The 20,871-nt window shown below is 48.7% G+C and carries 19 protein-coding genes and 1 riboswitch; of the genes, 17 read left to right on the top strand and 2 right to left on the bottom strand.

The window, feature by feature from the left end:
• The first annotated feature begins 96 nt into the window (after window positions 1-96).
• From gmk to KNP99_RS04275, 12 genes are all read left to right on the top strand, one after another.
• Window positions 97-714 (top strand): guanylate kinase, encoded by a 618-nt coding sequence (gene gmk / locus KNP99_RS04330; protein ID WP_200872407.1) that lies wholly within the window; start codon window positions 97-99, stop codon window positions 712-714.
• Between the two features lies 1 nt (window position 715).
• A complete protein-coding gene (gene rpoZ, locus KNP99_RS04325; RefSeq protein WP_029330878.1) occupies window positions 716-919 on the top strand; it encodes a DNA-directed RNA polymerase subunit omega in 204 nt (67 codons plus the stop codon).
• Between the two features lie 56 nt (window positions 920-975).
• Window positions 976-2,166, top strand: coding sequence for a bifunctional phosphopantothenoylcysteine decarboxylase/phosphopantothenate--cysteine ligase CoaBC (gene coaBC, locus KNP99_RS04320; protein ID WP_214845135.1), 1,191 nt, complete (start codon window positions 976-978; stop codon window positions 2,164-2,166).
• Entirely contained in the window at window positions 2,163-4,487 is a 2,325-nt protein-coding gene (priA, locus tag KNP99_RS04315; protein WP_214845134.1) for a primosomal protein N', read from the top strand. Before coaBC ends, priA begins: the two co-directional genes overlap by 4 nt.
• A 9-nt stretch (window positions 4,488-4,496) precedes the next feature.
• Complete coding sequence (gene fmt, locus KNP99_RS04310; RefSeq protein ID WP_214801874.1) at window positions 4,497-5,882, top strand: methionyl-tRNA formyltransferase; 1,386 nt, start codon at window positions 4,497-4,499, stop codon at window positions 5,880-5,882.
• Entirely contained in the window at window positions 5,879-7,207 is a 1,329-nt protein-coding gene (rsmB, locus tag KNP99_RS04305) for a 16S rRNA (cytosine(967)-C(5))-methyltransferase RsmB (RefSeq protein WP_214801871.1), read from the top strand. The genes fmt and rsmB overlap by 4 nt, the downstream gene beginning before the upstream one ends.
• A 61-nt stretch (window positions 7,208-7,268) precedes the next feature.
• Complete coding sequence (locus KNP99_RS04300) at window positions 7,269-8,003, top strand: Stp1/IreP family PP2C-type Ser/Thr phosphatase (RefSeq protein WP_088837400.1); 735 nt, start codon at window positions 7,269-7,271, stop codon at window positions 8,001-8,003.
• A 2-nt stretch (window positions 8,004-8,005) separates the two neighbouring features.
• The gene (pknB, locus tag KNP99_RS04295; RefSeq protein ID WP_088837399.1) at window positions 8,006-9,922 is read left to right on the top strand and encodes a Stk1 family PASTA domain-containing Ser/Thr kinase; all 1,917 of its coding nucleotides are present in this window, start codon (window positions 8,006-8,008) and stop codon (window positions 9,920-9,922) included.
• A 36-nt stretch (window positions 9,923-9,958) separates the two neighbouring features.
• The gene (gene rsgA / locus KNP99_RS04290) at window positions 9,959-10,864 is read left to right on the top strand and encodes a ribosome small subunit-dependent GTPase A (protein ID WP_088837398.1); all 906 of its coding nucleotides are present in this window, start codon (window positions 9,959-9,961) and stop codon (window positions 10,862-10,864) included.
• A 1-nt stretch (window position 10,865) separates the two neighbouring features.
• Window positions 10,866-11,522 carry a ribulose-phosphate 3-epimerase gene (gene rpe / locus KNP99_RS04285; protein ID WP_029330870.1) on the top strand — a complete coding sequence of 219 codons (657 nt, stop codon included), beginning with the start codon at window positions 10,866-10,868 and terminating at the stop codon, window positions 11,520-11,522.
• A gap of 20 nt (window positions 11,523-11,542) precedes the next feature.
• Window positions 11,543-11,649: riboswitch (TPP riboswitch) on the top strand.
• Window positions 11,650-11,713: 64 nt separating this feature from the next.
• A complete protein-coding gene (gene thiT / locus KNP99_RS04280) occupies window positions 11,714-12,274 on the top strand; it encodes an energy-coupled thiamine transporter ThiT (protein ID WP_029330869.1) in 561 nt (186 codons plus the stop codon).
• Between the two features lie 2 nt (window positions 12,275-12,276).
• Complete coding sequence (locus KNP99_RS04275; RefSeq protein ID WP_088837396.1) at window positions 12,277-12,876, top strand: thiamine diphosphokinase; 600 nt, start codon at window positions 12,277-12,279, stop codon at window positions 12,874-12,876.
• Between the two features lie 217 nt (window positions 12,877-13,093).
• Here the strand turns inward: KNP99_RS04275 and KNP99_RS04270 are convergent, their stop codons facing one another.
• Window positions 13,094-14,506 carry an amino acid permease gene (locus tag KNP99_RS04270; protein ID WP_214765172.1) on the bottom strand — a complete coding sequence of 471 codons (1,413 nt, stop codon included), beginning with the start codon at window positions 14,504-14,506 and terminating at the stop codon, window positions 13,094-13,096.
• A 139-nt stretch (window positions 14,507-14,645) separates the two neighbouring features.
• The gene (gene rpmB, locus KNP99_RS04265; protein ID WP_023468758.1) at window positions 14,646-14,834 is read right to left on the bottom strand and encodes a 50S ribosomal protein L28; all 189 of its coding nucleotides are present in this window, start codon (window positions 14,832-14,834) and stop codon (window positions 14,646-14,648) included.
• 284 nt (window positions 14,835-15,118) lie between these two features.
• Between rpmB and KNP99_RS04260 the strand changes: the two genes are divergently transcribed.
• The 5 genes from KNP99_RS04260 to recG all read left to right on the top strand — a co-directional run bounded on the left by KNP99_RS04260 (window position 15,119) and on the right by recG (window position 20,850).
• Window positions 15,119-15,481: an Asp23/Gls24 family envelope stress response protein gene (locus KNP99_RS04260; protein ID WP_029330866.1), complete on the top strand. Its 363-nt coding sequence runs from the start codon at window positions 15,119-15,121 to the stop codon at window positions 15,479-15,481.
• A gap of 25 nt (window positions 15,482-15,506) precedes the next feature.
• Window positions 15,507-17,180 carry a DAK2 domain-containing protein gene (locus KNP99_RS04255; protein WP_369834716.1) on the top strand — a complete coding sequence of 558 codons (1,674 nt, stop codon included), beginning with the start codon at window positions 15,507-15,509 and terminating at the stop codon, window positions 17,178-17,180.
• Between the two features lie 92 nt (window positions 17,181-17,272).
• Window positions 17,273-17,935 carry an L-serine ammonia-lyase, iron-sulfur-dependent subunit beta gene (sdaAB, locus tag KNP99_RS04250; protein ID WP_088837393.1) on the top strand — a complete coding sequence of 221 codons (663 nt, stop codon included), beginning with the start codon at window positions 17,273-17,275 and terminating at the stop codon, window positions 17,933-17,935.
• 4 nt (window positions 17,936-17,939) lie between these two features.
• A complete protein-coding gene (gene sdaAA, locus KNP99_RS04245; protein WP_088837392.1) occupies window positions 17,940-18,836 on the top strand; it encodes an L-serine ammonia-lyase, iron-sulfur-dependent, subunit alpha in 897 nt (298 codons plus the stop codon).
• Window positions 18,820-20,850 carry an ATP-dependent DNA helicase RecG gene (recG, locus tag KNP99_RS04240; RefSeq protein ID WP_088837391.1) on the top strand — a complete coding sequence of 677 codons (2,031 nt, stop codon included), beginning with the start codon at window positions 18,820-18,822 and terminating at the stop codon, window positions 20,848-20,850. Before sdaAA ends, recG begins: the two co-directional genes overlap by 17 nt.
• Window positions 20,851-20,871 lie beyond the last annotated feature (21 nt).

The following is a 20,871-nucleotide window of genomic DNA, read 5'->3' as shown; positions in this document are numbered from 1 at the left end:
AGCAGTCGAGCTAGAAAAAGATTACTTGCGAACTTCCTGTCTATACTGCTAATATGAAACAATGTGAAGTTTGTTAGATGGAGGGGTTCTGAAGTGATTTTCAAAGAGCGTGGCTTATTACTCGTATTATCTGGTCCAAGTGGTGTTGGTAAAGGGACGGTTTGTCGTGCCTTACGTGAAGACGAGGACAATAATTTGCATTATTCGGTGTCATGTACGACACGGAAACCGCGTGAAGGAGAAATTGATGGTGTTCATTATTTCTTCAAAACACGTGATGAGTTCGAGCATATGATTGAAAACAATCAATTACTTGAGCATGCAGAATTTGTTGGGAATTATTACGGTACACCAGTTGACTGGGTGAACAAAATCTTAGATGAAGGCAAAGATGTCATCTTAGAAATCGAAGTACAAGGTGCGATGCAAGTGAAGGAGCACTTCCCAGAAGCGGTCTTCTTGTTCTTGGCGCCTCCGAGTCTTCAAGAATTACGCAATCGTCTCATCGGGCGAGGGACTGAATCAGAAGAAGTCATCAAACAACGTCTCCTCGTTGCAAAAGAAGAGATTGAAATGATGGATGCTTATGATTATGTCGTGACGAATGATGAAATTCACAAAGCGTGTGATCGGATTCAAGCAATCGTCACTGCGGAACATTGTAGTCGGGAACGCGTTGCGTCCCTTTATAAAAAAGCCATGGAGGTTAAATAACATGTTATATCCATCAGTAGATAAGCTACAAAAGAAAGTCCCTTCTAAATACACAATCGTGACGGTCGCTGCTAAACGAGCGCGTCAAATTCAAGACGGAAAACGTGTGAAAGTCGCGAATCCGAAATCACATAAGCCAGTCGGAAAAGCCCTTGAAGAGCTCTACTTCGGAGAGGTATTGGTCACGAACCAACCGCAAGACTAATTTTGAAGCAGCCACTCCTCATTGTGGCTGTTTTTTTCAATAAGGAGGAGTTCAATATGCTAACGAATCGTAATATCTTACTCTGCGTCGGAGGTGGAATTGCCTCCTATAAAGCGGCAGCACTCGCCTCGAAACTTGTCCAGGCGGGGGCGAACGTCCAAGTCGCAATGACGAAAAATGCGCAACAATTCGTCGGGAAGACGACGTTTGAGGCATTGACACGGAAGCCGGTCTATGATGATGTCTTCATCGAACATGATGCTTCGAAAATCGCGCATATCGATTTAGCGGATGAGGCGGATTTGATTGTCGTTGCTCCAGCTACAGCGAATTTGATTGCCAAACTCGCGACAGGCATCGCCGACGATTTCATCACGACGACGATTCTCGCTGCGAAGTGTCCTGTCGTCGTCGCACCGGCGATGAACGTCAATATGCTCGAACATCCGGCGACAGTCCGAAATCTCGATCAATTGATGGCAGACGGCGTCCAGGTGATTGCACCAGGAGTCGGTAATCTTGCTTGTGGATGGGTCGGGAAAGGACGTCTTCCGGAGCCTGAGGATTTAGTCGAGACCATCAAAGGGCTCTTCGAGACGAAACCACTTGCCGGGCGTCATGTATTAGTCAGTGCCGGTCCGACAATCGAACGGATTGATCCGGTCCGTTATCTAACAAATGATTCGTCCGGAAAAATGGGTGTTGCGCTAGCAGAAGCAGCACGTGATTTTGGCGCTACGGTGACACTCGTCCATGGACCGATTAAATGCGAACTGCCGAGCGGGATGACGACAGTGGCGATTGAATCAGGAGACGAGATGCTCCATGAGATGCTTACGCGTTATGCGGCACAAGATTTAGTCATCATGGCGGCAGCAGTGGCCGATTATCGTCCAACGGTTCAATATACGAAAAAACAGAAAAAAATCGATGGGCCGTTACGGATTGAACTCGAAGAGACGACGGACATTTTACGGACGTTGGGTGAGCAGAAGACGCATCAAGTGCTTGTCGGGTTCGCGGCTGAGACGGAACAAGTCGAAGTTCACGCTCTGAAAAAACTAGAGCGAAAGCATGCTGATTTTATTGTCGCAAATGATGTCTCCCGTCCGGACATCGGATTTTCAAGTGACGAAAACCAAGTGACAGTTTTCGGGAAAAATGGTCCCGCTAGACACTACGGTCAACAACTGAAAACGGATTTAGCGAAAGTTTTACTGGAACAATTCGCTGAGGTCTTACGATGATTGCTGAAGTCATCGTCGACGTAGCAGCAGCGACCGTCGACCGACCGTTCGATTATGAAATACCGGAATTGTGGCAGAATCTTGTCGTTCCCGGCATGCGAGTCGAAGTACCCTTTGGGCCACGTGCGTTATTAGGCATCGTCGTCGCGACAAAGGAAGAAAGCGATTTGACACGGATTAAACCGATTGTCCGTGTTCTTGATGAAGTTCCGACCTATACGGAGGAACTGTTAGAACTTTCCTCGTATCTGTCGGAGACGACACTTTGTTATCAAGCGACGGCGTTACTCGCGATGTTACCCGCGGCGTTAAAGGTCAGTTATGATAAACTGATTTTGACGGAAACTGCTCGATTTTCGAACTGGAACCGCAAAAAAATCAGTCAGTTCCCGAGTGAAGTCCAACAAGAAATCTTACTCGCCGCACGTCAAGGTGAGATTGAGCTTCACCCCGTCGTCAAAGAAAAAAAGACGACGAAAACGGACAAACGGATTCGCCTGCTCGATCCGTCGATTCCGTTGTCGAGCCAAGCGACAAAACAAGTGTTATTGCGGGACTATTTAATCGAACAAAAGGAGACGATGTGGAGTCACGTCATGCATGAGCTCGATTTGACATTAAGCATCGTCCATACGCTAGAACGTAAAGGTGTCCTCAGTGTCGAAACGGTGGACATCCATCGCAATCCCTACGAACATTTGACGCAGGATATCTTTACGCCTGCGATGCTGACAGACGATCAACAGGCGGCGGTCGACGCGATTACGGCGCCGGACGAAACGGCGACCTTTTTACTGCATGGTGTGACCGGCAGTGGAAAAACGGAAGTTTACCTCGAGTCGATTCACGCGATGCTTGAACGGGGACGACAGGCGATTTTGCTTGTGCCCGAAATTAGTCTGACACCGATGATGGTCAAACGATTCAAGCGTCGGTTCGGGGAACGGGTCGCCGTCTTGCATAGCGGGTTGTCGCTCGGTGAGAAGTACGATGAATGGCGCAAGATTGCGCAAGGGGAAGTCGATGTCGTCGTCGGGGCACGCTCTGCCGTGTTTGCACCACTGACGAATGTCGGCATCATCATCTTAGATGAAGAACATGAAACAACGTATAAGCAAGAAGAAAATCCAAGGTACCATACGCGAGATGTCGCCACGTGGCGGGCTGCGTTCCATCATTGTCCGGTCGTCCTCGGAAGTGCGACACCGATTCTTGAGACATACGCCCGGTCGCAAAAAGGGGTCTATCAGTATTTACCGCTCAAGGAACGATTCGGTGGCGAGTTGCCTCCGGTCGATATCATCGACATGCGTAAAGAACTCGAGCGCGGGAACCGGACACCGTTTAGCTTGCCGCTGATCGAAGGAATCAAACAACGGATTGAGCGGGGCGAACAGACAGTCCTGCTACTCAATCGACGTGGTTATACGACGTTTGTCCTGTGTCGTGATTGTGGAGAGACGTTGCAGTGTCCGCACTGTGCTGTCAACTTGACGTATCATCAACAAGCCGATCGTCTCAAATGCCATTACTGTGGTTTCGAGGCAGCGATGCCAAAAGAATGTCCATCCTGTTCGTCGAAAAAAATTCGACAGTTCGGGACGGGGACGCAAAAGATTGAAGAAGAACTGGCACATTTGATTCCGGAAGCGAAAATCATTCGAATGGATCAAGATACGACGTCGCGTAAAGGCGCACACGAAAAGTTACTCAATGCGTTTGAACGACGCGAGGGAAACATTTTACTCGGGACGCAGATGATTGCGAAAGGGCTAGATTTTCCGAATGTCACACTCGTCGGTGTCATCGCAGCAGATGCGACACTTGGAATTCCTGATTTTCGGGCGAGTGAACGGACGTTCCAGTTGATTACGCAAGTCTCCGGACGCGCCGGTCGCGGTGAACTGGCTGGGCAATCCATCATCCAAACGTACAATCCCGAGCATTACGTCATCCAAACCGCAAAGCAACATGATTATGAAACGTTTTATAAACGTGAGATGCAATTACGTAAACTAGGTGGGCATCCCCCATTTTGGTTTTTAGGACTCATAACGATTTCAGCGGCGCATCCGCTTGAAGCGCAGGCGGAAGCGGAAGCAATTGCGGCACAACTACGACATCTTGAGTCAGACGACCTCGTCGTCAATGGTCCGCTCGATGCACCGCTCGCCCGACTGAAAAACATGTATCGGCAGCAAGTCATTATAAAACACAAAGGTCAAGAAGAGGTGCGGGAGGCACTCCGCGCGATGCTCGCATTACGCATCAAACAAAAGATCCAAGTAACAGTGGATTTAAATCCATTCGTATTTATGTGAGGTGGCAGTATGTATAAAGTAGTAGAAGTTCCAAATGACGTATTGCGTCAGACGTGTCAACGCGTCACGAAGTTTGATAAAAAGTTAGGCAAGATGATCGATCGAATGTTCGACACGATGTACGAGTATGACGGCGTCGGACTCGCAGCACCACAAGTTAATCAGCCGATCCGTGTCGCCGTTGTCCATACCGATGACGAGACAGGTCCGATTGAGTTGATCAACCCGGAAATCCTCGAATCAAGTGGATCGCAAATCGATGACGAAGGGTGTTTGAGTATGCCTGGTGTCTTCGGTCCTGTCGAACGATTCGACCACATCGTCGTCAAAACACAAGACCGCCTTGGACGCAGCGTCAAAATCAAAGCGAGTGGCTTTTTCGCGCGTGCAATCCAGCATGAGATGGATCATCTCGACGGCGTGTTGTTCACGGATAAACTCGTTGAGCAGGATGCGGCACCACGTGTCGTTTTCATGGGGACGCCTGAATTTGCAGCGAGTACGCTCCGTGAAGTGATTGATGCTGGGTACAATGTCGTCGGTGTCGTCTCGCAACCGGATAAACCGGTCGGACGAAAACGCGAAATTAAACCGACACCGGTCAAAGAAGTCGCACTTGCTCACGCGATTCCTGTCTTGCAACCGATGAAGATTCGCGAGGATTACCAAGACTTGCTCGACCTGAACCCGGACATCATCATCACGGCAGCTTACGGACAAATCGTTCCGTCTGCCGTACTTGAGGCTCCGAAATATGGCGCAATCAATGTCCACGCGTCCTTGTTACCAAAGTACCGTGGTGGGGCGCCGATTCATCAAGCCATCATCGATGGTGAGAAGGAGACGGGCGTGACAATCATGTATATGGTCGATCGCTTGGACGCGGGAGACATGTTATCAAAAATCATCGTCCCGATCGAAGAACGGGATACGGTCGGTACGATGTTCGAAAAATTGAGTGACGCTGGAGCACGTTTATTGATTGAAACACTCCCGCAGTTATTTGCTGGCAGACTAACACCAGAAGCGCAACGAGAAGAAGACGTGACATTTTCTCCGAATATCAGTCGGGAACGGGAACGGCTTGACTTCTCTCGCCAGGGGGAAGAACTTTACAACCACATCCGGGGGATGAACCCATTCCCGAGTGCCTATACGCTACTTGGCAAAGATCGACTTAAAGTCTACTTCGCTGAGAAGTGTGAAGGGACCGGAACACCAGGAGAAATCATTGCGCTCGACAGCGATGGTCCGGTCATTGCGACGGGCTCGGATATCGCCTTGAAACTCGTCGATCTCCAACCTGCCGGAAAGAAACGGATGGATGGTGCGACCTTCATGCGTGGGATTGGTCAGACGCTCGAAATCGGACAGAAAGTAGGCGAAGACGCATGAATGTACGCGATGCTGCAGTCACGACGTTATTGAAAATTGGACAAGGTGGTGCATTTTCGACAATCTCCGTCCACCAGATGCTTGAAAAACGAGCAATCTCGAAAGCGGATGTCGGGTTATATACGGAACTCGTCTATGGGACACTCAGCCGTGAGTTGACACTCGACTATATTCTCGATCCGTTGCTCGCGTCACAAAAAAAACTCGATCCCTTCATGCGACCGTTGCTCCGGATGAGTGTCTATCAGTTATTTTATCTAGACCGGATTCCGGATCACGCCGTCATCAACGAAGCGGTCGAAATCGCGAAAACGCGTGGAAAACCGCATATCGCAAAAGTTGTCAACGGTGTCTTACGTAACGTTTTACGTCAAGGGAAACCAGACTTCTCGACGATTCCTTCAACGAGCAAACGAATCAGCATTGAGACGAGTCACCCGGAGTGGCTTGTCGAGCGCTGGATTGAATTGTTCGGGGAAGACGAGACGTTGAAGATTTGTCAAATCAACAACGAAGCGGCACCCGTCACGGTCCGCGTCAATCGGAATAAAGCGACCGTCGAAGAAGCCGTCGAATTACTCGAAGCCCAAGGTGTCTTTGCTAAAGCAGCCGCCGTCGCCCCGGACGGACTTGAAATCATCAGTGGCAGTGTCCAACAAACGGATTTGCTCGACCGTGGGTATCTCTCGCTTCAAGATGAGAGTTCGATGCTCGTTGCGCGGGCCGTCGGAGCAGAACCGTCTGACCATGTGCTCGACAGTTGTGCAGCACCGGGTGGGAAAGCGATGCATATTGCGGAAGGCTTGACGACAGGTTCGTTGACGGCACTTGATTTACACACACATAAAATTAAATTACTAAAAAAACAGGCAGAACGGCTTGAACTCGATACGGTAGAAGCAGAAGCCCTCGACGCACGAAAAGTCGGCGACCGGTTCGATGCAGAATCGTTTGACCGGATTCTCGTTGATGCACCGTGCTCTGGACTCGGTGTCATCCGCCGGAAACCCGACATTAAATGGACAAAGCAACCAGAAAATTTAACACAGTTACCTGTCATTCAGCGACAAATCATCGAGGCAGTTCTTCCACTCGTCAAGCGCGGAGGGACATTCGTCTATTCGACGTGTACGATTGATCCAGTCGAAAATGAACAACAAACGGAATTTATCTTAAGCCAAGGGTTTGTTTTTGATGAGTCGTTCAAAGGGCGAATGCCAGAAAACGTGCAGGCGTTGATTTCAGAACGGGCAGAGCTCAAGTTGCTTCCGACGACGCTTGGGACCGACGGATTTTACATCGCAGCCTTTAAAAAGCAAGGATGACACGCACGCTGAATTTTCTTAAATGCATCAACAGTAGGTGAGATAGAAGAGGAGGACGGTCATGGAGTTAGCTTATCTGACGACGACGGGAAAAGTGCGATTGCAAAACGAGGATACGGTGTTACTCGTTGGTGATGAAAAACAAGGGCTTGCCGTCGTCGCTGACGGAATGGGTGGTCACGCGGCAGGTGAGAAGGCAAGCGCGATTGTGCATCAAGTATTTGCTGATGCCTATGCGGACATGCCAAGCCGACCAGCTGAATTATCTTCTTGGATTGAACAGCAAGTGCAGGAAGCCAATTCTAAAATCTTACAGTACTCCAAGACAGAAAACTTGGCCGTCGTCGGAACGACGATGGCGTGTGTCTGTTGGTCGGACGAACTCCTCGTTATCGGTCATGTCGGGGATAGTCGAGTCTATGCGATTGAAGAAGGTCAACTGAAGCAACTGACAGATGATCATTCTTATGTCAATATGCTTAAGCAATTAGGTGAACTGTCGGAAGAAGAAGTCGAAAATCATCCACGTCGAAACGTCATCACGCGCTCGATTGGCTCGAACGAACTCGTCGACGTCGACGTCCAAGTCCGGGATGCACCAGATTATGAAATTGTCCTCGTCTGTAGTGACGGATTAACGGATGAAGTCCCTTATGAAGTAATACAACAGCTGCTACAAGAAGATGCGCCACTCGAGCAAATCGTTGAACGATTAGTTTTTGAGGCGAATGAGCGGGGTGGAGCAGACAACATCACCGTTGCTGCCATCCGTTTCAAAGAAAGAAAGAGGGGCTGAATATGCGATACGGAGATCGATTAAATGACCGCTACCGCATAGAACGGCTAGTTGGAAATGGCGGGATGGCGAATGTCTATCAAGCTTATGATGAAATCTTAAAACGGAATGTCGCAATCAAAATTTTACGGACTGAATTTTCGCATGATGAACAATTCATCCGGCGCTTTGAGCGCGAAGCTCATGCTGCGACAAGTTTGAACCATCCGAATATCGTTGCCGTCTATGATGTCGGTGAAGAGGATTCGATTTACTATATCGTGATGGAGTTCATCGATGGGATGACGTTGAAAACCTACTGTGAAGGACGACCGCTCGCAATCAATAAAGCGGTTGAAATCATCAGTCAGATTTGTGACGCGATTGATCATGCCCATGCCCATCGCATCATCCACAGAGATATAAAACCACAAAATATGCTCGTCCGAGAGGATGGTACGGTCAAGGTGACGGACTTCGGTATTGCCGTCGCGATGTCGAACGCGACATTGACACATACGATGTCCGTTCTTGGTTCAGTGCATTACTTCTCACCTGAGCAGGCAAAAGGAAAATTTGCCGATGAAAAATCGGATATTTATTCGCTCGGTGCTGTCCTTTATGAACTCGTGACAGGACACGTCCCGTTCGAAGGAGATTCACCCGTTGCCGTGGCATTAAAACACTTGCAAGATACAGCGCGGCGGCCATCCGTCTTGAATCCTTCCGTGCCGCAAGCGCTAGAAAACTGTATCATGCAGGCACTAGCGAAGGCCCCGCACGATCGGCAACAATCCGTTGCTGAATTTCGGGAAGATATGGTGACGGCATTATCTGTTGAACGAGCAGATGAAGGGGTTCGCGGGGAAGATCCGATGGAGCAAACGATGGTGTTAAGTCCAGTCTCGGCTCCGTCCGGAACTCCGGTCAAGGAAGAAGAAGCTACGGTCGCGACAGTTGTACCGAAGCAAAAGAAAAAAAAGCGATGGTGGATTGTGCTCGTATTCCTCCTCCTACTCGGAGGTGCCGCGACAACGTTCGCGATGTGGCCGGATCCGACAGTCGTTGTGCCGGATGTCGCAAAAGAAGATGCGGACGAGGCCGAAAAACAACTTGAGAAACTCGGTTTTATCGTCGAATCGACTAAGCGATCGAGTGATACGATTGATGAAGGACTTGTCATCAGTCAAGCACCGCGGGCAAAAGTGACCGTCAAAAAAGGTTCGACGGTCAATCTTGTTGTCTCTACGGGCAGTGATCCGGTCGAAGTGCCGGATGTAACGGACGAAACAGAGAAAAAAGCGACCTCGATCTTGAAGGATGCTGGGTTCTCAAAAGTAGATGTCGAAAAAGAAGAGTCGGAAGACATCAAACAAGGCAATGTCATCCGGCAATCGATTTCAGCCGGAACAGAAGTGATTGCAAAGGAACAGACGATTACAATCACGGTATCCGAAGGTTCGTCAGCGTTTGAATTGAAGGATTTGACGAACATGTCGAGTGCTGAAGCAAAAGCGTACTTGGACGCGACAGGTCTCGACGGTACATTCGAACAAGAATTTTCGAGTGAAGTCGAACTGGACCAAGTCATTCGTCAATTTCCGCAAGCGGGTGTCAAAGTCGAGCCGAACGATTCCGTGACGGTCTTTATTTCAAAAGGGGAGGAAGAACAAACCGTGACGGCGACCTTCCCGGAAAAAGTAGCCTACGATGCTGTAGGTGAAGGGGATGAAGATCCGCCGCGGCAAGTCATTCGAATCGAGACGGATGATGCTAAAGGGAAACGTACGGTGATTGAAGAGTCGATTGACAGTGATGAAACATTTGATGTTCCGGTGACGATTGATCCGGGCGAAGAAGGAAAAATCACAATTTATAAAGATGATGTAGTGTATCGCTCGAAAACGATTACCTATAAACAAGCGAAAGCAGAACAATGAGTGTGCTACGAACCGCAAATTGAAGGAGGGCATGGGATGGCAGAAAATCGTATCGAAGAAAATCGGGACGGGACGATCATTCGTCTACAAGGTGGGTTTTATGATGTCATGACGACGCAGGGCGAGGTGCGATCGCGCGCTCGGGGAAACTTCCGAAAACGTGGTATCAGTCCTGTTGTAGGAGATGAGGTCGTATTGCATATCGAAAGCGAAACTGGATACATTTTAGAAGTGAAGGAACGGCAAAATTTCCTGGTTCGTCCACCGGTCGCAAACATCGATCAAGCGTTGCTTGTCGTCTCAGCAGCAGAACCGGACTTTTCAGCCCATTTGCTCGATCGATTTTTAGTCTTAATCGAAGCAAAAGAGATTCAACCTATCATTATCTTGACGAAGATGGATTTGTTGCAAGGAACAGCGGAAGCAGAAGTCCGGACGGCGATTGCCGGTTACCGACAAATCGGTTATCAGGTGATTGAGACGTCGAGTGAGACGCTAGAAGGGGTAGAGGAAGTCCGCCCGCTACTCAAGGAAAAAACAAGTGTGCTCGCGGGACAGTCGGGAGTCGGAAAAAGTTCATTGTTGAATGCGCTCGATGCGACGCTCGATCTCGAGACGAGCCACATCTCGAAATCGCTCGGACGCGGACGACATACGACGCGTCATGTGACGTTAATTCCGCTTGCAGAGGGCTTGATTGCTGATACGCCAGGGTTTTCGAACCTCGATTTTCCACACGAGATGGAAATCGAAGAATTACGTTGGTGTTTTCCGGAATTCGTCGCACGGCAAGATACGTGCAAATACCGTGGTTGCCTGCATTTAAACGAACCAGGCTGTGCTGTCAAAAAATCAGTTGAGGGAGAAGAAATCATGTCCTCACGCTATACGAATTATGGTATGTTTGTAGAGGAAATCAAGAATCGAGCGCGGAGGTATTGAAATGATTAAAATCGCACCATCTATTTTATCAGCAGATTTCGCCAACCTAGAACGAGACGTTAAAGCTGTCGAGGCGGCAGGAGCAGATTACATCCATTTCGACGTCATGGACGGCCAGTTCGTCCCGAACATTTCATTTGGTCTACCCGTCCTCAGTAGTCTTCGTCAAAAGACGGACATGGTCCTTGACGTTCATTTAATGATCGATCGACCAGAAAACTTCGTCGAAGCGTTTGTAGCGGCAGGAGCGGATATCGTCACCTTCCATGTCGAAGCGACGAATCATGTCCATCGTGTCTTGCAACAAATTAAAGGGGCTGGAGCAAAGGCCGGCGTCGTGCTGAATCCACACACGTCACTGTCGACGATTGAACATGTCCTAGAAGAAGTCGACATGGTCTTGTTGATGACGGTCAATCCAGGATTTGGCGGACAAGCTTTCTTGCCGAGCGTCATGACGAAGCTGAAGCAATTGGCGATGATCAAAGCAGAGCGCGGTTTGACGTTCGAAATTGAAATCGATGGTGGTGTCAACGCGGAAACGGCAAAACTGTGTATCGACAATGGGGCAAACGTCCTTGTCGCAGGTTCTGCAATCTACAATGCACCAGACTATGCGGAAGCCATCACTAGTATTCGAAACGCGGCTCACGTATAATAGAGCCAAGACAATTAAATTTTGACCGCAAGGGGTGTCGCGTCAAGCGGCTGAGAGAAGTGAGTAGACTTTAACCCTTCGAACCTGTTCCGTTCAGACGGACGTAGGGATGTGGCGCACGCAGGCAGTACGGCGTCCGTCGTACTGCCTTTTTGTTGTCATCATTATTTTATTTTTAGGAGGAACACAGTATGAAACGATTACAAATGTTAATGGAGATTGCGATTTTCGCGAGTCTCGGTGTTGTATTTGATTTATTGATTCCGTTCAAAATGCCACAAGGCGGATCCATCAGCTTAGCGATGTTACCGATTTTCGTCATGGCCTTTCGTCACGGCGTCGTTGGTGGTGTCATCACGGGTGCGCTCGTCGGAACGATTCAATTGATGTTCGCTCCGCAAGTCTTGACGGTCGTCCAACCGCTGCTTGACTATACGCTTGCATATGGTGTCGTCGGTTTGAGTGGAGTGTTTGCAGGCCAAGTCAAAAAAGCAGCAACAGAAGGTCAAAAAAAGCGTCTCATGACGATTGTTTTGTTTGCGACCTTGTTAGGTGCCGGTCTACGTTACATCTGTCATGTCATCAGTGGAATCGTCTTTTTTGCAGAGTATGCCAAAGGACCAGTCGTTCCTTACTCGTTCATTTATAACGCGACGTATATGGCTCCGTCGTACGTTTTATGTGGGGTCGTTGCAGGTATTTTGCTTACGACAGCACCACGTCTTTTACGTTACTCCGCTCGCGGTATTTAAAGATGAGAGTTTTAATCGTTGCGGCAGGACCGGTAGAAGACGTCCCGACGCTCGCACCATTCGTGAAAGACAAGACGATGATTATCGGTGTTGACGGCGGGATTGCGACATTAGTGGAGCAAGGACTTGATTTTGATGTGGCAATCGGTGACTTTGATTCGCTCGGATACGTTCCGGATGGTGGATTGCTTCATCCGGCAGAAAAAGATGAAACGGACTTAGAACTAGCGTTACGTTACGCTACCGAACAGGCTGCAGGTGCTGAACTACTCATCTTTGGTGCGACGGGTGGTCGGCTCGACATGACGCTACAGAACGTCTATTTGTTAAAACAATTTCCGATGGCACGACTCGTGACGAAACGTGAGGATGTCCGGTACTGGAAAACCGGTCAGTACGAACTCGCGTCTGAAGGGTATCATTACCTGTCATTCATTCCCCTTGTCCCGTCGAACTTGACGTTACGCGGCGTCAAATACCCCTTGACGGAGCATCCTGTTCCGGTCGGTGGTTCGCTGACGGTCAGCAATGAGTGGGTTGGTGTTGCGCAAGTGACGGTCGTCGAAGGGGAAGTCCTCGTCCTGCGCACGCATGAAAAATAAAAACGCGATAGACGCGATTCCATCATATCTCGCTGATGCGACCGGGACATGCGTTCTTCAAGTACACGTCATGACGTCATGAACAAAAAGATAGGTATGGCAAACGCCGATGACTCCGTATGTAAAACGGAAGCATCGGCGTTTTGATTTATTAGTCAGTCGACTGTTTAAGTTCAACGGATTCCGGCACCCGGTGTATCCAGGGCCAGATAACAAGTCATCGTTGTTCGTTTTGAAGTGTCGAACTGGCTGCTTGTTGTTCGCTTTTTGCAGCGATATGTTTTCCTTTGACGAAAAGATGGTAACTTGCCCATGTCAGTAGGAAGAAAGGGACGCCGAGATATAAGGCGACGCGTTGATCGGCTTGAAAACCCAAACTGATTAAGACGAGCAGATTGAGTGAGAATGAGAGGATGGGTAAGACTGGGAAGAACGGTGTTTTGAACTTCAGTTCGTCAAGCGTGTGTCCTGCCTTGATGAATTGGCGTCGGAAAGCGATTTGCGAAGCGGAAATCGAGATCCAACCGACTTGTGCTCCGAGACCGGCGATGGATAATAGCCAGATGAAGACGGTATCTTCTGCGAAGAATGCCGTCAATAAGGATAACATCGCGAACAGCATCGTGAACGTTAAGGCGCGCATCGGCACACCCCGCTGATTGACGATGGCGAGTTTCTTTGAAATCATGCCTTCTTGCGACATCGACCAGAGCATGCGTGTCGCAGCATACAGTCCAGAGTTTCCGACGGATAAGAGTGCCGTCAAAACGACGATGTTCATCAAATCTGCAGCATATGGGATACCGATTGCGTCAAATACCATGATGAAGGGACTGCTGATGCCGCTCGCCGATTCATACGGAATTAAAGCCCCGATAATTGTAATCGAGAGGACGAAGAAAATAAACGTCCGCCAAACCGTATTACGAATCGCTTTCGGAATCGATTTTTCTGGATCACTCGATTCCCCGGCAGCGACACCAATCAATTCTGTTCCTTGGAAAGCGAAGTTGACGGCAATCATCGTCGTCAAGACGCCGAGAGCCCCGTTCGGAAACCAGCCGTTCGCCGTGAAGTTCGCGAACAACGTAGCTGGTCGTTCAGCCGCCATATCAATCCATCCGAACCATGCGGCTCCCCCGAGTCCGATGAAGAACAGGATGGCGAGTACTTTAAGACTTGAAAACCAAAATTCTGCTTCTCCGAATGCTTTCGCAGAGATCGCGTTCAATCCGAATAAGATGACGGTAAATAAGGCGCACCAGATGACGACGGGAACCTGTGGAAACCAGCGATCCATCAGACTACCGGCAGCTGTGATTTCAAGAGCGACGGTCACGGCCCAGCCGAGCCAATAAATCCAACCGACGGCAAAACCGATGCCTGGACCGATAAAACGTGTCGTATACGTTTGGAATGAACCGGACACAGGCATGTGGACAGCCATCTCTCCTAGACAGAGCATCGTTAAGTACATGATTGTTCCGCCGACGATGTAACTGAGGACCGCCCCGAGTGGTCCTGCTTGCGAAATCGTCAACCCTGAACCGAGAAATAACCCCGTCCCGATAATACCACCAAGCGAAATCATGAATAGATGTCGGCTTGTCATGGCTCTTTTTAACTGCATGATGAATTCCCCCTTGAGCAATAAAGTAACTGCCAACTTATTGTAAGCGTTTTCAAATGCTGCGACAATTACTTTAGGAGAAAAATAAAAAAGACGACAAAAAAACCGGAAGGGAAGATTCCCGTCCGGTTTTTGCGCCTTATACGCGTTCGACTTTACCTGATTTAAGAGCTCGAGCTGAAACCCAAACCTTTTTAGGTTTACCGTCAACGAGGATACGTACTTTTTGTACGTTGACTCCCCAAGTGCGTTTCGTTTTGTTCAATGCGTGTGAACGGTTGTTTCCCGACTTCGGCGATTTTCCAGTAACGTAGCATTTACGTGCCATGCGTTCCGCCTCCTTTTATGTTGTTTTGCGTTCGTCCTAATAGACACTTTGCTATCTTAGCATGGTGTCAGGACGGTTGCAACATAAAAAAAGTAGCTGACAAGAAAAAAACTTGACAGAGAACCTCAAAATTTAAAATAATGGATGAGGATGATGGTAAAAGTTCATTTGACCGCTACTATTTTTCACTTATTCATTGTATAGTCAGTACGGCGACTTTTCAATAGTAGGTCCTTATAGTAGAATTACGAGAAGAACACAATTAGTTAAAGGGGGCTACTCAGGTGGCGATCGAGATGAAAACGACCTATGGAAAGATTGATGTAGATAATGATGTCGTCGCGCAACTGGCGGGCGGAGCAGCAATGGAATGTTTTGGTGTCGTTGGTATGGCATCACAATCACAAATCAAAGATGGGCTAGCTGAATTATTGAAACGTGAGAATTTTGCACGTGGCGTCATCGTTCGACAATCTTCAGAACAAGTTCACATCGATATGCATATCATTGTGAGTTACGGTACGAAAATTTCTGAAGTCGCGAACAATGTTCAAAGCCGTGTTAAATATACGTTGAACCAAGCGTTAGGGTTAGAAGTGACATCTGTAAATATTTTTGTCCAAGGAGTCCGTTTGACGAATGTCTAAGACGGAAATAGAGGAGGAAACTTTAGTGAGTGTAGATCGTTTAACAGGAGCCCAATTAGTCAAGATGATTCAAAATGGCGCGGCAAATCTCTATCAAAATGCAGATTTCGTCGATTCACTGAACGTGTTCCCTGTGCCGGATGGCGATACAGGAACGAACATGAACTTGACGATGACATCTGGATCGAAAGAAGCAACAAACGCAACATCTGATTCTGTCGCAGACGTCGCATCAATATTCGCACGAGGTCTTTTAATGGGGGCACGTGGGAACTCTGGTGTTATCTTAAGTCAATTATTCCGTGGTTTCTCGAAATCGATTGAAGGAAAACAAACAATCGATACGAAGGAATTCGCAGATGCCTTGCAAAAAGGTGTTGATACAGCATACAAGGCCGTCATGAAGCCAGTCGAAGGGACGATTTTAACAGTTGCTCGTGAAACAGCAGTCGCTGCGATCGCACAATCGGAAACAACGACGGACTTACTTGAATTGATGCGCGGGATTGTCGAAGCATCAAAAGTTTCACTCGAAGGAACACCCGATCTTTTACCGGTCTTAAAAGAAGTCGGTGTCGTCGATTCTGGTGGACAGGGACTTGTTTGTATTTATGAAGGCTTCCTTGCGACACTCGAAGGAAAAGAACTTGAAAAACCGCATGCTCCTGTCATGGAAGCACTCGTCGAAGCAGAGCATCATAAATCGGCTCAAAGCTTCATGTCGACAGAGGAAATCCATTACGGTTACTGTACAGAAATCATGGTTCGTTTCCAAGATGATAAGTTAGCGAATGCACCGTTCAGTGAAGAAGCATTCCGTAACGAATTATCTGAGTTCGGAGATTCACTGCTCGTCGTCGCAGATGAAGAGTTGCTCAAAGTTCATGTCCATGTCGAGACACCAGGTGATGTCATCAACAAAGGACAAAAATTTGGTGAGCTCGTCGCGGTTAAAATCGAAAACATGCGCCAACAACACTCAACGATTTTAGAAGAAGAAGGCGTCAATCACGTAACAGCTCCAGTTGCAACGAAAGCGAAAGCGAAATCTGCACTCGTCACGGTCGCAATGGGCGAAGGGATCAGTGAGCTCTTTAAATCACTCGGTGTCAGCATCGTCATCGAAGGTGGACAGACGATGAATCCATCGACGGAAGATATCGTCAAAGCGATTGAAGACGCGCATGCGGAGCACGTCTATGTGTATCCGAACAACTCGAACATCATCATGGCGGCTGAACAAGCAGCATCTGTTGCATCATGCGGCGTGACGGTCGTGAAATCAAAAACGGTCCCACAAGGACTGGCTGCGACAATCGTCTACAACCCGGAAGCGACAGTCGATGAGAACGAGCGTCACATGATGGATGCGATTGGTGCTGTCAAGTCAGGACAAATCACATATGCTGTCCGTGATACGAGTATCGATGGTGTCGAGATTAAAAAAGATGATCACATGGCGATTGCGGAAAAACAAATCGTCGCAACGGATCACTCGAGTCTCGGTGCAGCGAAGAAACTCATCGATACGCTCGTCACGGAAGATGACGAAATCGTAACGATTTTATTTGGAGAAGGCGTAGCCCAAGATGAAGTCGACGAGTTAGTCGCTTACATCGAATCTGTCAATCCGGACGCTGAAGTCGAAGTTCACGACGGAAAGCAACCGCTCTATTCATATATTCTTAGTGTTGAATAAAGAATAAAGGTGAAGTTACCTTTTCACGAATCCCACCATCTGCGATAATAGAGGTGGGATTTTGTTTTGTTTAAAAGAGAGGGGGAAATGAAATGAAGTATCGTAGTGTATTTGATATCATCGGTCCTGTCATGGTAGGACCATCGAGTTCCCATACGGCAGGAGCAGCACGAATCGGTTTGATGGCGGGTAAGTTGTTCGGGGAAACGCCAACAGACATTTATATCACGTTTTATGGATCATTTGCCGATACGTACCGGGGGCACGGAACCGACGTAGCGATCATTGGTGGGGTGCTTGGTTATGATACGTTTGATGATCGGATTCCTGAGTCGATTAAAATCGCCGAAGGGAAAGGGATTCGGATTCATTTTGAAACGAGTGAAGCACTGACGGACCATCCGAACACGGCGCGAGTCCATTTGACTGACGGAGAAAATCAATTTGAACTCGTCGGCATTTCAATTGGCGGAGGAACGATTGAAATTACAGAATTGAATGGTGTACCGTTGCGCCTCTCAGGTGGCGGGCCGGCACTTGTCGTCCTGCACCACGACCGTTTCGGGGCGATTGCGGCAGTCACAAGTATTCTCGCAGACTATGAAATTAACATTGGTCACATGGAAGTGTCGCGCCACGAAAAAGGACGTCAAGCCTTGATGGCGATTGAAATCGATGATCGGATGCCTAAAGAAGTGCTTGAAGAAATTAACCGGTTACCACAAGTCGAACGATCCGTCATGATGGGAGAGTGAAGAAATGTTTAAATCAGTAAAAGAACTCGTAGCACTCGCTACGGAAAAGAATGTACCGATTTCAGAAATCATGATTGAACAAGAAATGACGGTCCGCCACTTAGAGCGTGATGAAGTATACGCAATGATGGAACGGAATTTACAAGTCATGGAAGAAGCTGTCGAACGGTCATTGACAGGCGACGGTGTCGAATCGGTCACCGGTTTGACAGGCGGGGATGCAGTCTTACTGCAACGATATCGGGCGTCAGGGAACGGGTTATCGGGAGATCTTTTGTTAGATGCCGTCAGCAAAGCCATCGGAACGAATGAAGTCAACGCGGCAATGGGGAAAATCTGTGCGACACCAACAGCAGGGAGCGCGGGCGTCGTCCCAGGGACGTTGTTCGCCGTCAAAGAACGGCTTCAGCCTTCACGCGAGGAGATGCTCCGATACCTTTTCACATCGGGTGCGTTCGGGTTCGTTGTTGCCAATAATGCCTCCATCTCAGGTGCGGCAGGCGGATGCCAAGCGGAAGTAGGTTCGGCGACAGCAATGGCTGCAGCTGCCATCGTCGAAATGGCAGGAGGCACACCGGATCAATCGGCGCATGCGTTTGCAATTGCTTTAAAAAATATGCTTGGTCTCGTCTGTGACCCAGTCGCTGGACTTGTCGAAGTCCCGTGCGTCAAACGAAATGCGATGGGAGGAGCGAATGCGCTCGTCGCAGCAGATATGGCACTGGCTGGAATCACGTCACGTATTCCGTGTGACGAAGTCATCTCGGCAATGTATGAAATCGGTCAAATGATGCCTTCTGCCTTACGTGAAACGGCGAAAGGCGGTCTTGCGAATACACCGACTGGACGCTGGCTCGAGTCGAAGATTTTTGGAGATTTATCGAATGAATCCATCAAGTGAGGTCACGGCACTTAAGGGAGTCGGGCGTGATTTGGCAACTAAGCTTGCAGAAATGGATATCGTAACGATCTCGGACGTGCTGGAGCACGTCCCATTTCGTTACGATGATTTCGTTACGGGGAGTTTGACGGAAGCCATCCATGAAGATAAGGTCAAGTTCACAGGTCAAGTTCAATCAGAACCGCTCGTTCGTTATTACGGAAAAGGTAAGAATCGGCTAACGTTCCGGTTACTTGTCGAAGAACGGTACAGCGTCACGGTGACGATGTTTAACCGTGCCTTCTACAAAGCCCAGTTGAAGTTAGGGGAAGAAGTGACGGTCAGCGGCAAGTGGGATTTGCACCGGATGACGATTTCAGCGACGGAACTTCAATTCGGGGCGATCGAAGGTGAACTGACACCCGTCTATTCCTTAAAAGGTGACATGCGGATGAAGACGTTCCGCCGTGTCGTCGAACTCGCTTTCGCAGCAGTAGAATCAGTCGGGGAGCGGGTGCCCGATTCGATTCGGACGGCGTATCGTCTTCTCGACCGGATGACGATGCTGAAGGCGCTACACTTCCCGACGCATCGAAAAGAATTGACGGCGGCGAGAAGAAGTTATGTGTATGAAGAGTGCCTCTATTTTCAGTTAAAGCTTCAGACATTACGACTTGGAAAGCGGCAGGGACAAGGCATTGCTTTACCGTTACATCAAGCAGCCGTCGACGAGTTCATTGCAGGACTGCCATTTCCGTTGACAGGCGCTCAAAAAAGAGTGACAGAAGAAATTTTGAGTGATATGCATCGAGCAGAGCGAATGAATCGGTTGCTGCAAGGAGATGTCGGAAGTGGGAAGACCGTCATCGCGGCGATTGCCCTGTTCGCGACGATTCGTGCGAACAAGCAAGGTGCCTTGATGGTTCCGACTGAAATACTAGCGGAGCAGCATGCTTCGTCACTTGCCCCGTTACTCGAACCATTCGGGATTAAAGTCGGTCTCTTAACGAGTTCTGTCAAAGGAAAGGCTCGTGTGTTATTGCTAGAAGCCTTACGGCAAGGAGAAATCGACATCCTCGTCGGCACCCATGCCTTGATTCAGGATACAGTCGTCTTCAAGGACTTACATTTAGTGATTACGGACGAACAACATCGGTTTGGTGTCGAACAACGGAAGCGCCTCCGAGCAAAAGCAGCGCAAGCAGATGTCCTCTATATGACGGCGACACCGATTCCGCGAACACTTGCGATTTCTGTGTTTGGCGATATGGATGTTTCGATCATCGACGAGATGCCAGCAGGGCGTAAAGAAATTGAAACGTACTGGGCAAAACCAGAACAGATTGAACGTGTCTTTGGTTTTGTTGAGAAGGAATTACTTCTCGGGCGACAAGCCTATGTCATCACGCCATTGATCGAGGAATCTGAATCGCTTGATGTTCAAAATGCAATGGAATTGCATGCCGTTCTCGTCGAACGTTTCCGCGATCATCAAGTTGGTTTGATGCACGGACGTCTCGGCTCGTCTGAAAAAGACGAGGTCATGCAAGCTTTCAAGGACAATCAGGTCCAAGTCCTCGTCTCAACGACTGTCGTCGAAGTTGGGGTGAACGTCCCGAATGCCTCAATCATCGTCATTTACGATGCAGAACGATTCGGTCTCGCGCAACTGCATCAATTGCGTGGACGTGTCGGACGAGGGGATGCGCAGTCATATTGTATCTTGATTGCTGATCCGTCGTCTGACACCGGGAAAGAGCGAATTAAGACGATGACAGAGACGAACGACGGCTTCAAATTAGCGGAAAAAGACTTAGAACTACGCGGATCGGGTAATTTCTTTGGGACAGAACAAAGTGGATTGCCACGTTTCGTCCTGACAGATCCTGCTCTCGATATTCAAATCATGGAAACAGCCCGGAACGACGCCGTCCGTTTGTTACGTTCGGATGCCTTTTGGCAAACATCGGACTACGACGTGTTACGCCATTATATCGAAGAGCAAGGACTGCTTGACGGAGAAAGAATTGAATAATACTTGAAAGTGAACAACGGG

It is taken from the genome of Exiguobacterium sp. s95 (assembly GCF_018618655.1).
Classification (GTDB): domain Bacteria; phylum Bacillota; class Bacilli; order Exiguobacteriales; family Exiguobacteriaceae; genus Exiguobacterium_A; species Exiguobacterium_A oxidotolerans.
Note: the sequence above shows the minus strand (reverse complement) of the source record. Positions and strands in the feature narration are given on the sequence as shown.